A 14,807-nucleotide genomic window follows, 5' to 3' on the forward strand; every position below is an offset into this window, starting at 1 on the left:
CGAAGTTTGATAACTAATGTCAAAGTGCTCCTGCCTGTCTCGCCAACCGTTTGTCCAACGTCCATAACTTGGCGCCTGGCGTGATCAGAACCGACGCCAGCAACTGCAATCAATTAGCCGCAACCCAAGCCATATAGCGCTTACCGCTCGATAAATTCTTCCACTATCTGCAAACCGCTTTGATTGCAGCGCTAACTGACGAAGGTTATTCAGTGTGGTTCGGCGCCAGTACTATCGGGACCATAGTTGTTAGCCGGCTTAAAATTCCGCATGAAATCAGCGACCCAATATAGTTCTTCGTATTTATAAGAAACTCGTTGTTTTGGATCATCACTCCAACTTCCAAATTTCGATTAAACGCATCATCCGTCAGGTTTGCACTGGAAATCAAAACCGTATCGTCAACAATTGCTAACTTCGCATGAAGTTTTCCTGGACGTCCGGCTTGATTTCTATAGCGTTTCTCTACTGGCCAGCAATAAACTTCAATATTCTGTACAAAGGTTTCTGGAAAAGCTTTCAACGCATCGTAGCTTAATTGCCCCTCGGAGCTTTGTTCGAACTCAAGGATCAACCGGATTTTTACACCACGCTGTCGAGCATTGACCAATTCACTTACAAGCCGCTGAATCTTCGACGCCGCAAATGTAACCAGCAAAATTTCACTTTTGGCTGCAGCAATTAAATCGTAAAGAGCCTGATCGATTCGGCGGGCAGGAATCTGTGCAACCGGCGTTGGGCCTGACCAAAGTAATTCGATACGTTGAGAGGCTAAGGTTTGTTGATAAACTTCAAAACTCGAATCAAGAGCCCAACTCAATGCCTCCCAAGACATGGTGTTGGAAGCCATTCGCACCGTTTCACCAACCAGAAATGAAAGATCGGTATTATTCGTTGACGGTAGTTTTTTGATAATCCTGTCTGATGACGCATCAGCATCAATCGACCTAAGTGTTTCGCATACGGCATTCATCCAATCAACCGGTGCTTTCTTGACTAGCTTGTCAATCAATACAAATAAATCTTTACGCACGTTGGTCATTCAAAAAACGCTGTGCCGCGGGCGGAAAATGTATCGACAAGTACTGATCGATCCAGATACCTATTGCCTCGTTCGCACGACGTTTCCGCGGTAAATTGGCAAGCATGGCAGCAAGCACCGTGAATGCCTCGGCCCAGCGTATCGGGTCTATGTTCCGAACACAACGGATCAGACGCACATAAGCGCATACTCTCTAGCGCTTGTTGAAGGTGCCGCCCTAAAGTGAGTGGATCACCCAATTCGACTAAACCGCCCAGCGTACCTTCACTATCCGGCGCCGCGGTGTACAACAATATGCCAGTCATAGGTCCGCCATCTTCTCCAGGGTTGCGCGAATACAATCGCTCACGAACACTGGAAGCCGTATAGCCGCAGTCCAAAACGATCTGTCGCATCAAAGCATGGGATAACGAGTGCAAAAGAATCAGTCGGATACCTGGAAAGCCATCTTGCACAGGTTCAAGTTTTCTCAGTCGGCGCCATGCTTTATGTGACTCGAAAAACTCTTGCTCAAGTTGCTTGACCTCATCTTTCGATTGCCAGGCCACAAGAACATCTTCTCGGATGCGCAAAAATAAGCCTTCGCCACGTACTTCCGCTGCCGGCAACCAGCTTGGATTTTCTCGACAGAGTTTGGTCATACGACCATCTTGAATGATCGTTGCTTCGGCAAAATCAGCGTTAGATTCGATTCGGGTAAATCCTAACAAAGTCCGCACCTCACGGATTCGTTCCACTAAGACCGTGTCTTCGAGAAACGCCTCAAACCCTTTTGGCGGTGATACTCGCTTTAATTTGAAGTCTCGATTTTCCTTGGATGACTCCGGATTTGAGAAAGCCATCCATTCGGGCAGCTTCAAATCTTCGGCAGGTAGGGCACTCTGTTGTCCTGCGCGTTTTTCCTCAATGGCTACCCAGATTTCTTCGTCAGAAAATTCCGCAAATAAGGGAATTAGCGATTGATAGGTCTGTTGCTCCTCTCGATAAAAGCCCAGTTTCGCTAACGAATTCGCGTTCATCAGCTTGGCCCACTGTTCTTCAACCAATTTCCCCAATTTGTCAGTGGCACGAGGTATAGATAACGCAGAAAGAGCTATGGGAAACCAGCTATTCGACGCACCAAGCAAAATGGGTTTTGCTTTTTCTTTGCAGTCATTTTCAACCAGGCGCAAATGTGGATGATGACCCGTGCATGCATATTCGGCCGCCGGATCAAATGCGTCGGCCATACGCCGTTCTGTACCGCACTTATGACACTTCACAATAATGTCAGAGGCGTCACCCGAGGCGCCGAACTCCCGCATGCTCAATGTCGCCGGCCGACAAGGGACATTGCCTTTGTGCACAAAACTTGACCAAGAAAAATCGGTTAAATGGCCCTCGCGGCATGCCAATAAAAAACGTACCGACAAGGCCGATGGAGATCGTCCACCCAAACTTTTCAAGCAACCTTGATGGACATATTCCGTCCGATCCGGGCGATAAGGGTCTTGAATCAATTTAAAAACCCCGGACTCGACAGTCGCCAAGGTGTCACATAACGAACAGCGCATCCAGCGCGGAAATGGCACCACCGGCACACCGATGGCCGGCGCCGTCGGATCACGGTCCATGCTATCCAACTTTATTGGTGGCATGTAAAGCCTGTTCATCTGTGCACCGAGGCGCTTTTGTACCGCGGCGATCAAGCGATCTTCCTCGATCTCCTTACAATACCGAGTATCCCAGTCGTCCAGTCCCATTACCAGAGCCGACATGTTCGGCAAATCGACTAATGAGCCAATGCCAAAGGTAAAAATTAACTGGCTGGGGCGCAGTTCTCCAAGTTCGTTCATCGTCGTTTCCTTAATCCGTGTGTAAACCTGTGGTGCGCTGATCCAGCACCAGATCGACGGTGCCTTCCACGTCACGCAGCGAACTCAGACAGGTAAATAGCTTCCACTCTTTATCATCGGTCAACTCCAGTAAGCCGACAGTGGCGCCTCCTTCGGAACGGTAACAAAGCTGGTGATCCTTTTGGTTATGCACCCGACACAACCATTCATCCCGACGCCTATCCAGCATATCCTTGATGCGTTCGGCGACAGCAGGATCATGAGTGGCATTAACGCCTCGCTTTGCTAAAACATCAGCCATCATGTTCCAAAATGCGTCTGTATCCGCTACCAGACCAGCCGCAGCATTTTCGTTCAAATGCTCATCCCACAAACGCATCAAACCGACCATGACACCCGACAAACCACGATCCAGTGCCCTCGCGGAAAATGGCGTTACTGACAAGGCTTCGACATGCTTGTAAAAAGTTTCATGGTAGTGTTCAAAACGTTCGTAATGCGATAAATCGCGTGGACGCGCCCAGTTGAATACCGTACAGACCAAGCCTGGTCCGTCCGAAGAACGCCCCACGCGGCTAGTAGCCTGAATATATTCAGAAGTGTTTTTGGGTTGACCGGCGACCAGCATGAGGCCTAAGCGGTCAATATCGACACCGACCGAAATCATGTTGGTTGCCAGAATTACATCGTAAGGCATTGAAGAACTAACAGGCTGATTAGCTTTACGCTCAGCAGCACGCTGTGCTTCCAATTCCTTATCAAATACAGCCTCCAAACGGTCCAATATTCTTGGAATGTCCGAGCCAGATTTACGCGAAGTCAGCTCTTCAACGGCGCCCATTCGTACCCGACGCTTTGCCAATCCCCGTTGATCGGCATCACGGAGACGAGCACGAATATCATCTTCGACCAGTCGACGCGTACCGGCCAATTCGCGTATGGAATTGAAGTATCCAGCCAACGTCATCCAAGGATCAGCCAAGCGACCGTATTTATCATAAAGCGCTTGCGCCGCAGCCATATGCGCCACGTAGCTACGAATCATAGCCACCGGATAACGGCGACCAAAGGCATTGATGCCTAAATACCGCCGACCAGGATACTCTGCTCCCGTTGGCCTTTGAATAGCGAAAAAGCTATCCCTAATAGTGGTACCTTGCGGCGGAAACACTTCCAGTTTACGCACAAACAGTTTTTGCACCTGATCCGGCGCACGACGAATCGTCGCCGTCGAAGCCACAACCTTAGGCCGTACCTTCTTGCCGCCGACTTGCCAAGAGCACAGCTCATCAACCGCTGATTCGTAAAGCCCGACCATTGAACCCAATGGTCCGCTGATCAAATGTAATTCGTCCTGAATGATCAAATCCGGTGGTCGTAATGCCCCATGCGGCCGATTTTTGACTGACGGCAAACCGTTACGGGAGGGATGGGATTGCCCATCATCGATTTCCGGTGACAAAAACCCGTGCCGATCGCAAACCTCAGTAACCTTACCAAACAGCATTTGCGTTTCGCCTTTCCAGGGCATTTGCGCAAACTTGTCGACCGTGGCAATCAATAGCGAGGGTGGCCGGCGATAGATTTCTTCATCCACCACCATCACCGGCAAACCTTCCTTGGGCGCTTTGGCTTCGGAAAACTCGCATCTTCCTAAATCGTCACCGCAATAGGTGACACAGCGGCCAATGTCGCTGGGTGCTTCATAGACCCGCAAATGTTTTTCCTTGATTTCACAACCACACCAAGGACAGGACGTGATTTGTTGCGGCGTACCTGAAGCCGACGGTCTGCCACCGACATTGCGCTGCCTTAAAGAATTGGCTGCAGCGGCAAGGGTGTTTGGGGTGGTTTTGTTACCCACCCAAAGCCCCAGACGGAAGGGTATTTCACCCCATTTGCCAATATCGGCCCGACGAATCGATTCACAGGCGCACATCAACGCCGCCGCCCGTTGAAACTGCTGTAACGTCAATAAGCGCAGGGTATAGCGCATTAAAACCGCCACGCCATGGTCGCCGCGTCGCCCCTCAATTTCGCCTTGTAATCGCCTTAATGCCAGGGTATAGGCGGTCAAGCCTAGATATGCTTCGGTTTTACCACCACCCGTGGCAAACCACAGCAGGTCTGCAACTGCGTCAGTCTCATGACTACGATCAGGGTGATGTAAATCGGTCAGACTCGGTAAATTGAGTAACACGAATGCCAACTGAAACAAACGCCAGCTGCGGTTTTTGGCAATATCCAACGAAGAAGTGCCATCTTCCAGCTTGATTTCCTTTTTCCGCACCTTTCGGGAAAAGGTGGTGTGAATACGTTGTTGCCACATCGCCCGATTGGCAAATCGAAACGCTTCCTCCGCCAGCGCATCGTTTTCGATCAGATCGATACCGGCCTTAATCCGTTGCAAGGCCCGTGTACAACGCTCCACGGCTCGACGCGCCGTTTCCTCATGGCCAGCTAGTTTCTCAGAGGGCAAGGTCAGCTTGTTGGCTTCCGCCTTGATCCACACCCGATAGGCCGTCTCAATATGGCGCAAGCTGGCAATCAAGCCTTCCTTGGGTAAATCAGCCAAGGCCTTCATATCCATACTCAAACCGGCAAGATTTTCATCGTCTGCGGCAGAACGCGGCGTTTGTTGTGGCACTTCAAAACAAGGCACCCATTCGGTTTCCACCTGGCTGGCACGCTCTGCCAAAAGCTCAGGTAACGTGGCATGTACCGAAATGCCGTGACCAACGGCAAACTCTCGTTGATGCCGGTAGAGCATTTCCAAAGTTTCGGATTCCTCTCGCGTCAACGGGTCCATTTTCGACAGATCAAGCTTGGCGTTTTTGCGTTGTACGAAAATCGGCTGGCTATTCGCGGCATACACTTTTAGCTTCGGTTGAAATACCCATACCTCATCTTTTGGTTCGTTCCGGCCTTTACGTTCTTCCTGTTGATTGATCATGAATAACGTAACGACCCAACCGTCAGCAGTAGAACGGATGCGTCCTTGTAGCAACACCAAGGGGTGGTCGGGATGAAGCGCTTGTGGGGCAATATTGCCTTCCTTCAACACTAACGGTAATTCTGGCGCAACCACCGGCCTGCGTTTCCAGACATTGGCAGGATTGCCGTCTTTGTTCTGCTGATTATCGCTTTTGATCCGTTGATACTGCCCCCATTCGGCAGCAACCAGAATTTCAGCCGTTTCGGATGCCACCACAAAACTTACACCCATTGAAGACGGAAAATACGTGCTGCCCGCGGGTACGCCCGCATCGGCGTTGCCTTCTTCGCCCTCGTCACCGTCGCCCGTTGCCAATTCGTCCAATTCGCCGCCAGCAACCTCCTTGTCCTTCGGCGCCAACATACCAACTAAATAACGTTGGTAGGCATGGTCTTCGTATTGATTTAACTCTTCCTCAACACCGCCGGCAGGGCCGAGAAGATCGCGAATGACCATCTGCGTGAGTTCATCGCGAATCGTCGTGGGGGTTGTGTTAGGTAAGGTTGCCAGGGCGGTTACAGCGGCGCTGTCATCGGTCATACTTGGCCTATTCAATCCGTAAATGGGTTTAACAATTTGACGCCGGAGCGCTGTACATCATCGACATTGCGTGTGACCAGCGTTAGGTTGTGTTCCAATGCTGTAGCAGCCAGCAAGGAATCAATGACCGGCAAGGGATCAGGGGCATTCAGTTGGCCCCAGCGGTCGGCGATAGCAGTGGTCACCGGTAAAATGCGGCCTGCCATGTCGTTTTCTACCTTGGATAACCAGCGATCCTGATTTTCTGCGGACGCGGGGTCGCGACGGCGCAGGCGTTCAATTCCGTTACGCACCTCGCCAATGACCAATACTGACAAATACAGGCTTTTGCCATCCACACTGGAAAACCACTGTTTAACACCGGTATTGGCGCGATCCTTCTTACGCAATTCCGACAAGACGTTGGTGTCGATCAGGAATCCCATTCCGGCACCTCTCTGCCCATGTCACGAGAACGAGAAAAATCAACATCGTCGCCGACATCCGGCATCGCGGCCAGCAGGTTTTTAATGTCTTGTCCGGCGCTATCGATAGCCCGATCATAAATAATCGCGATTCGCACCGGGCCAGCGGGTATTTCCGGCGGCAGTTGCAAGTGCAGACAATGGTCTAACGGAATTTCGGCAACGGCTTCGTAATATTGGGCGGTCATAGCGGTTCTCCTTCTGAATGACGTTCAGAAAAGTTGGAATTGTTCGGGTTCATTGGCTACAGCAGGCTCGGTTTTTTTCTTGCGGTCACTGCCAGTGCCAGCAGACTTGGCGGTTTTTTTGTCGTGCAAACCGGCAGCGACTTCTTCGGCGTAGCGTTGGTGATTCAGTTCCAGCAGGCGGTCGAGGACTTCGCGGCGGGCATTTTCGCTTATGGTGTAACGTAGGCCTTGTTTGGTTTCGTGAAAACCGTGGTCGAGTGGTAAATCTTGCCAACAATAGGCTGCAGCAACGGCGTTGTCCATTTCCTCATGCAAACGGCGCAATTCGACAATATCGTCGGCAGTTTCTGTAAGGTTGTGGAACCGGTTGTAGGTTTTGGTCAACCCTTCTTGGCGGGTTTGCATGATGATTTGACGATGCTGGTAGTAGCGTTCACCTATAGTTTCCAAATGATTAAAGTTTCTTGGGAATGGAAATGTTTCAAAGCACTGGGATGGGGTGTATTGAGGATCCTTTCCAGCGCCAATTTTATTACCGTATTCTAAAGCCCATTTCCAATGAACTTTACTTTGAAGAAGTGCATATTCAGCCCAAGAATCAATAGCCAGAATAACAGTCATGTGACTTGGAACCTGACCATGACTATAAAAAACTAGATTGTGATGCTTACTAGTAAGTGGATGAATGAGATACCGAGCCATCTCTGCAATAGTGGCATATAGAGCTGGACGCTTTTCGGCATAATGCCACCAACGAATACGATAAACATCTCGATTATTTTTCATCCGCTCTGGTTTCACGTTCTCTTCAACAATCGCCAACAAATCCGGGTAATCGGCGGCGACAGGTTCTGGATAATCGGCAGGCACAATCCCTAATTGCAACCACGCCTTTCTTTGCTTTTCGTCTGCAACCAGCCAAACGCCGTCGGCAGTGCGTTTTAGCGGATAATCATGAAAATTGATAACCCAACGCGACGGCGACTGATCTAGGCGACTGTTTAAATCTTCGCCGTTAAGATACGGAAATAAGCATTCCTTGTTTTTCGCGTTTTGTGCAATCAAGGCCGCGGCTGATTTAGGCTCAAGGACGAACCCCATACCTAAGACATAGGACCCAATAAAAGATTTAGCTTCGTTAGCCTTCAAGCACTCAGGGTTACCTTGTAAACGTCCGGGCGGAGTTAGAAATGGCGTAATGCCGGACACCACCACGTCATTTAGACTGAACATACCAAACCAAACGCCACGATAAATCCAAACATTTGCTACTTCCAATGCCGCCGCACCCGGCCAAGGCATAGATGGCACTGCTCGCGGAATGCTAAAACCTGCTGCTGTCATTTGGTCCAAGCCCACTTCTCGACTACCACCTTGGGCGATAGTGTTAGTGGCCAACAATCCCGCCGAGCCCTTTTCTTGCAACAATTGCCCAATGCGCAGGAAAAAATATACGCACAAATCCGCACTGCCTTTTTGCCCATCAGCCAAATGGGATACCAAGTAATTACGATAATCTGTACCCAAGGTACCTGTAATCTTTTGCCCCCCAATAAACGGTGGATTACCGACGAAAGCATGAAAACCGCCGGCGCCGGTAATTTCAGGGAAGGCCAACGCCCAATGAAAACAATGGCGTTCGCCCACTTGCTGCCCCGCGTAACCTCGTAAATCGGATAGCCCTTGTGCCCAATACACCATCATGTGATCCGCCAATTCATCCCGTTTGCCTTCGTAGGCTCTTCCGCTTAATCCCTGCAATTCCAGGGCAAGCAAGACATCGGCGGCGGCATTTAGTTTGGCGACCGCTTCTTCTGCTTCAGCAAACAACGTCATTTTGGTTGCGATCTGCTCTGGCGTATCAGACGGCATCGCTTCGAGGGCTTCGCGCTTGCTTTTCGCGTCGTCAATATGTCGCCACAAATTCAGCGTTGCAAACGAAGTTTGCTTGTTTTCGTCTGGCCGCAAGCTGAAGTTTTCCAATTGCGATAGTGAGGTAATACCCAATAGCGAATCGCCGCATTTAAAGGCATGATCCAAAAACGTAAACGGGCGGTGTTTATCGACGGTAATTAGCCACATCGACAGCTTGGCCATTTCTACGGCCATTGGGTTGATGTCCACGCCATACAGACAACGATCAGCCACTACCCGGCGGGCGATGGCAATGCGCTCTGCGGCATCTTGTGGAATCAAGCGTTCGCTGGGCGCGGCTTTGGAAAACTCACCTTCCGGACTGGTCAATACTTCGCCGGGATGGCGTTTTTCCTCGTTCTCCCAGGCTTCCACCAAACGCTCAGCCAAATAGCGGCAAGCTTGTACCAGGAAGGCGCCGGAACCCATCGCCATATCGCAGACTTTGAGTGCCAGAATTTGTTTGGGCGATTTGAGTTGCCATTGCTCATGCGGCCAACCTTCGGCGGGGCCTTGATACACCAGAGGCTCCAGCGTGTGCTGAACCACCGGTTCCGTCAGTGTCGGCGGGGTGTAATGGGTGCCGGTGCTGCGCCGGGTGGTGCCGGTGGTGACATAAGTGCTACCGGGCAAGACCACCAGCGGTCGATCAAAGGAATCGTCACGGATAATGCCTACAAAGGGTCGCAAGCGTTCCAGCAAGGTTTGATCCTGGCCGCAAGCGAGCAATAGCTTGTGTCCGTCAAGCAAACTGCCTTGTTCCAAGGCTTTGCGCAACGCTGACACGGATCGGCCGGTTTCGTCTTTGAGAAAATTGATGAGTTTATCTTGGCTGTCCGCCAGTAAGGCTTCCAACTCGGACAAGGGTATTTCCGGCTCTTTTTTTCGGGTGCCGGCAATTCCCAACACGATTTCATGGGCCCGGACCGCGGTGTGGTCGAGCAAACCTTCATAGACATGGCCAATTTGCTCCACGCCCAAGGCACGAAATGATACGCGGCGGGTCTCTGACATGCCTGCGGGACCATTTTTAGTGCGCAGTCTTTGCAAGGAGTTGAGCAGATGCAAAACCACGCGGTTATTGACGGCCAACGGCTCGGCACTGCTGTTACGCCAGGTGCTACCGATACTGCGGCCTTCCAAAAAAGGATAGCGGTCAGGATCGAACAGCGAGCCGCCGTAGGCTTGCATCATTAAATCCTGGTGATCGACACCACCATGTACCGCGCGAAAAGTGGCTAATAGTCGAGTCCAGGCATCGTAGCGTCTTTCCAACACTTCTTCGCCGTAACGGTCGGCTACTTCCTGGAGTTGTTCCTGCAGGGTGGAAACGGCATAGTTTTCGTCATACAGTGGTTTGCCCAAATGCAGCAGGTCGCGTTCTTCGGCAGAAAACAGAAACACCAAACGCATCATGATGGTGAGTGCTGCTTCGTACTGGCTTTTGGCACTGACGCCTTTTAATAAGACACGGTTGCTTTCCTTGTCCAAGGCATCGAAGGATTGCACCAATACTTCAACCGCTTCCCGGACTTGGTAACCGAGTTGGTCAGTGACTTCCTGCTGATCTTGTGCGCTTTCTTTAAGCATGGCTTGCAGCGTGCTGCCTTCGGCGACACCAAAGAAGCGACGGATGCTCAGCAGGGAATGGAAAGCGCGCAGGGTAATGGGTTCATCTAACCAGAGGCTGGCATACCAGGAGGTATAACCTGTAATTTCGCCGCGGGGCGCATAGACCAACATCCATTGTTCGCCGTTACTGACCAACCCTAATGGCACATCGGCACCGTGCAGCAATTCCATCATGCGGGTGGCGGGTGTGGCTTTCCAGAGTTTACCCATCACCGGTTTATCCAGTGCCTGTTCGGACGGGTAAATCGTTATCAACATTTGCGATTGGCCCGGTTTGTGGGAACCAGCAGGGCTTACTAAGGCAAAATCCGGACGCAGGGTTTCGCCCATTTCCGGCAAGCTGGCTTCGAGGCCAGCAGGTAGAGTTTGACCTTCGGCAATCAGATCTTGCGGATACCCCAGGAGCTGAGTTAGGACATGCAGTATCCAGGCACGCTGTTTGCCGGGGCCATTGGGGTTGTCTTGCCATTCCTCATAGGCAGCGCGTAACACTTTGGCTTGCGCCGGATCGCGAGCGTCCAGACCTTGCGGAAAGGTTATAAGTAATACCGGCAATGAAACAAATGGCCCGGAGACTTCGACCAGCGACAACCAGTCGGCATGATGACGCGAAACGTTAGGCGGCTGGCTCATGCTTTACCCCCGGTGATTTCGAGTACGGCTTTACGCGGGATTAACCAGGTAACCGCGACCGGGAATAGTCGGGCATGGGGATTAGTAAAGCGCGAGCGGATATGTCGTGATTCGCGTTCAATTTCTTCGGGAATTTCCTCTAGTCGTCTACGCAATGCCGATAGATCGCGTTCGCGCTGTTGTTTACCAAGATCGTCGCCCAGGAGAAACAGGTCTAATTGTTCGATTTGGTGGGGAGCGAGTTCGGCTTGAATCGAGCGCTGTAGTTCGGTCATGGTGGTGGTTAGTTTGCTGACTTCTTTTTCGGCGCGTTCTTCCAGCGTTTTTTCCAGATTTTTGGTGCGGTCGACGCGTCGCGCTTCCAGGGCAGCCAGTAAGCTATCAGCGTGTTTTGGCCATAGCGATTGGAAGCGGGCTTCTATTGCAGCAGGTGTGGATGTATCGGTAGCTGATTCTAAAGCAGCTTTGGTTTCGCCGACATTCAATCGGTTAAAGCGGCCTTCAATTAAGGCGCCGCCGGCGGTGATGATTTCTTCATGCAATCGATGATTATCGCCACCTAAAACGACAATTCGGCCATGCGCAATCACCACGGGATGGCTTAAGGCGGAATCATCAACGATGCAGGCCGAGACACGCGACAAATGCTGCGTTTGGCTGTCCAGTGACCAGATTTCGGCACGCAACAGTCGCAAGCACATTTGCACCAAACGATGATTGAGATGGGCCAAAACCACATCGTCACGACCGGTTGCCAAAGCGGCATCAAAAACAATCGGGCGAATGGTTTTGCTGTGTGGATGAGCCAGTCCATCGGTACATTGCGCCCAGCTATTCGATAGCGCCGGTAAATGAAATACCGGGCAAGTTTTCCGCAGACAGGTCGGGTCGGGCCAAATGCCGTCTATCTCGACCGGTATCAGTGCAGGCTGACCGGCGAGTTCCAAGCCAACTCGAACCACGTTTTCGATATGGTCGGGCGTGAGATTGAGGTCGTGCTGGGTTTCGTGTAACTGAGCGGCCAGTTTTTCCAGTTGCTCGCGTAGTTTGCGTTCAAATTTCAGCATGCGGCGCACGGGTTCAGCATCCTGCTCAGCACGGCTGGTATCAAGGCGCTGGCGTTTGCCGAGCATAGCTTCTTCAACTTGTGTGGCGATTACCGGGCCAACTTTGCCAAGGTCTTCACGTATGGTTTCCACCTTGAGCGCAGCGCGCATCAAAAACTCTAAATCGGCTTCCAGGTCGCCCACCTTGGCAGTAGATTGAGCCTTATCAAAGCCTTTGCCGACAAAGTGATAAATATTCACTTCGTCCGCTTTTTGACCGTGACGATCCACCCGGCCGTTGCGCTGTTCCATACGGTTAGGGTTCCAGGGGATTTCAAAATGAATCAGCTTGGAACAATAATTTTGTAAGTTGACACCTTCGGATGCAGCATCAGTCGCTAATAAGATGCGAACAGTGGAATCCTTGGGGTGAGTCTGGAAAGCCGCTTTGATGGCTTCGCGCTGCTTATTGTCCATGCCGCCATAGATCATCTCCAGGCGTTCATTTTCGGCGAAGCCTTCACGGGCAAGCAGGTCAAAAAGCCATTTTTGTGTGGCGCGGTATTCGGTGAAGATGATCACACGTTCTTCATTCCATAGTCCGCCTGGGCGCAAAGAGTTTTTGAGCCAGTTGATCAGGGTCTCGGCTTTGCTGTCCGGTCGCAAACTGGTTTTGACAGCATAGTCGCTGAGCTGTCTGAGTAGGCTTTGCTCTTCGCTGGTCAAGGCTGATAACGATTGACTGACTGAACTGACGACTTCGCCGGTTTCGAGTTCGTATTCATCGTCGTCTGCGTAGTCATCGGAAAAGTCGGCAATATCGCGGTTGGCAATCACTTTGCCGCTTTGCTTACCGACGGATGCGATGTGTTTTTCCAGCGTGCTGCCGAAAGCAGCTGGCGAAGAGAACAAGCGCTTTTTGAGCAGTTTCAAGACAAATTCGGCAGCCATGCGTTCGCCGTCTGAGCTAGCGTGTTTAAGACGCAGTTCCGAATAATGCTGCAAGGCTTGGTGAGCCAGTCGTTCTTCATTTGTATATGGCACTTCCAAATGTTTGACGAGTCTTTCGGCAAAACGACGGCTGCCATCCCAGCGCAATTTAAGCTCGGATTTCATGCGCCGAACCATCACGGCGTCTAATTGAGAGCGATCGGGGGTTATGGCGCGGGCAAAGCGCTGGCTGTCCAACAATTCCAATAGTGCCGCAAAGCTTTCGCGGTAACCGTTATGCGGTGTCGCGGAGAGAAATAATTTATGCTCGAAATGCGGAGTCAATGAGCGAATAGCTAAGGTGCGCATCGAGTCCGTAGCGTATTTGCCGCGGCCAGAAGGGGCAATGTTGTGGGCTTCGTCGACGATGAGTAAATCGTATGCCCGCGGGTAAGTGGGTTGATCGCCTGCTGGCAAGGTTTCCCGAAAAGTCCGTAACGGACGCTCACGTTTCAGATAGTCAACGGAAGTAATCAACCGCGGAAAATGTGTCCATGGATTGACATGGATGCCGCGCTTACGGCGCAATTGACTGATCGTATTGCTATCGATGATACGAAATTCGAGACCGAATTTATCGCGCATCTCCTCTTTCCATTGCACTTGCAAAGACGAGGGGCAGACAATCAATACAGAACGGACACGGTGGCGCAGAATCATTTCCTGCACGACTAGTCCTGCTTCTATAGTCTTGCCGAGACCGACATCGTCAGCAATCAAAAGATTTACGCGCGGCATGGACAGTGCCCGAACGACGGGATCGAGCTGGTAGTCGTCTAATTCAATGCCACTACGAAAAGGTGACTGTAACGCTTTGTCATCAGCTTGCGAAACGGCTCCCCAGCGAACTGCATCCAGAAAGGCTTGCAAGCGTTTGGGATGATCAAATGAGTCCGGGTTCGGAAGCGTAGATTTTTCGTAAACCGATGTGCCTGGCTCCAGCTCCCATATAACTTGCAGCTCCTCTCCCAATCCATCGTCTTCGACCGACGAGAGTTTGATCAAGTGGTTGGGGTTATCTCGTCCAATTCCGGGTGCTGCCGGAATGATTTCCGTAACAACGAAGGGACGCTTGCGAACGATAGCAAGCTGGCCAATTTCCGGTGTTGTCTGCATTTTCTTCCCTAATTCAAAGCTATGCTAATAAATAAAGCCAAATGCTACACCAACATCAATAGTTACCTGCGAGAAAATTAATCCGAGGTTTCAGTAACGAAGGTTCAAGGGGGCAAAGTATTAAGCGAACCAACAATAAGGTGGAGTCACTTGTTCATCAGCTACCAATGCGCTATCAGCAAAGTGCTTTAGTTACTCGGTGTCAGGTAATCAAAACCAGGTAATTTTTTAGACGCGGCGCAGTCGGTTTTCCAAAAAAAAATTTCGCCAATTGTCCAAATCGCAATAACTATCGCGATTTCGAAGACGACCTTCCAAGTTTACGCTTCACAATATTCCCCAGGACGTTTCCGGACGGCTGTCATCGCGTTGACCCCCGTTTATCAGGCATTGGCCGGCATCCATCGAAAAT

Annotated in this window: 7 protein-coding genes; all 7 read right to left on the bottom strand. The window is 51.1% G+C overall.

The genetic code is table 11. The features are described from left to right. Positions 1–205: 205 nt before the first annotated feature. Genes drmC through drmD form a run of 7 tightly spaced genes read right to left on the bottom strand, consistent with a single transcriptional unit; the run spans position 206 to position 14,395 of the window. Positions 206–1,042 (bottom strand): DISARM system phospholipase D-like protein DrmC, encoded by an 837-nt coding sequence (gene drmC / locus METH11B_RS28135; protein WP_026604312.1) that lies wholly within the window; start codon positions 1,040–1,042, stop codon positions 206–208. After that, a complete protein-coding gene (gene drmB, locus METH11B_RS0124575) occupies positions 1,039–2,877 on the bottom strand; it encodes a DUF1998 domain-containing protein (RefSeq protein ID WP_026604313.1) in 1,839 nt (612 codons plus the stop codon). Before drmB ends, drmC begins: the two co-directional genes overlap by 4 nt. A 10-nt stretch (positions 2,878–2,887) precedes the next feature. Then, positions 2,888–6,412: a DISARM system helicase DrmA gene (gene drmA / locus METH11B_RS0124580; RefSeq protein WP_026604314.1), complete on the bottom strand. Its 3,525-nt coding sequence runs from the start codon at positions 6,410–6,412 to the stop codon at positions 2,888–2,890. Between the two features lie 11 nt (positions 6,413–6,423). Continuing rightward, positions 6,424–6,837 (bottom strand): type II toxin-antitoxin system VapC family toxin, encoded by a 414-nt coding sequence (locus tag METH11B_RS0124585; RefSeq protein ID WP_026604315.1) that lies wholly within the window; start codon positions 6,835–6,837, stop codon positions 6,424–6,426. Then, positions 6,825–7,064, bottom strand: a complete 240-nt coding sequence (locus tag METH11B_RS0124590) for a hypothetical protein (RefSeq protein ID WP_026604316.1) — start codon at positions 7,062–7,064, stop codon at positions 6,825–6,827. Before METH11B_RS0124590 ends, METH11B_RS0124585 begins: the two co-directional genes overlap by 13 nt. Positions 7,065–7,088: 24 nt before the next feature. Continuing rightward, complete coding sequence (locus METH11B_RS0124595) at positions 7,089–11,243, bottom strand: Eco57I restriction-modification methylase domain-containing protein (RefSeq protein WP_026604317.1); 4,155 nt, start codon at positions 11,241–11,243, stop codon at positions 7,089–7,091. Then, positions 11,240–14,395 (bottom strand): DISARM system SNF2-like helicase DrmD, encoded by a 3,156-nt coding sequence (gene drmD, locus METH11B_RS0124600; protein ID WP_026604318.1) that lies wholly within the window; start codon positions 14,393–14,395, stop codon positions 11,240–11,242. Before drmD ends, METH11B_RS0124595 begins: the two co-directional genes overlap by 4 nt. Positions 14,396–14,807: the final 412 nt, after the last annotated feature.

The organism is Methylomonas sp. 11b, from assembly GCF_000515215.1.
Taxonomy (GTDB): domain Bacteria; phylum Pseudomonadota; class Gammaproteobacteria; order Methylococcales; family Methylomonadaceae; genus Methylomonas.

Excerpts from the sequence above, each read along its gene's own strand:
- drmC (WP_026604312.1), bottom strand. The coding sequence starts at position 1,042 with ATGACCAACGTGCGTAAAGATTTATTTGTATTGATTGACAAGCTAGTC.
- drmB (WP_026604313.1), bottom strand. The coding sequence starts at position 2,877 with ATGAACGAACTTGGAGAACTGCGCCCCAGCCAGTTAATTTTTACCTTT.
- drmA (WP_026604314.1), bottom strand. The coding sequence starts at position 6,412 with ATGACCGATGACAGCGCCGCTGTAACCGCCCTGGCAACCTTACCTAAC.
- METH11B_RS0124585 (WP_026604315.1), bottom strand. The coding sequence starts at position 6,837 with ATGGGATTCCTGATCGACACCAACGTCTTGTCGGAATTGCGTAAGAAG.
- METH11B_RS0124590 (WP_026604316.1), bottom strand. The coding sequence starts at position 7,064 with ATGACCGCCCAATATTACGAAGCCGTTGCCGAAATTCCGTTAGACCAT.
- METH11B_RS0124595 (WP_026604317.1), bottom strand. The coding sequence starts at position 11,243 with ATGAGCCAGCCGCCTAACGTTTCGCGTCATCATGCCGACTGGTTGTCG.
- drmD (WP_026604318.1), bottom strand. The coding sequence starts at position 14,395 with ATGCAGACAACACCGGAAATTGGCCAGCTTGCTATCGTTCGCAAGCGT.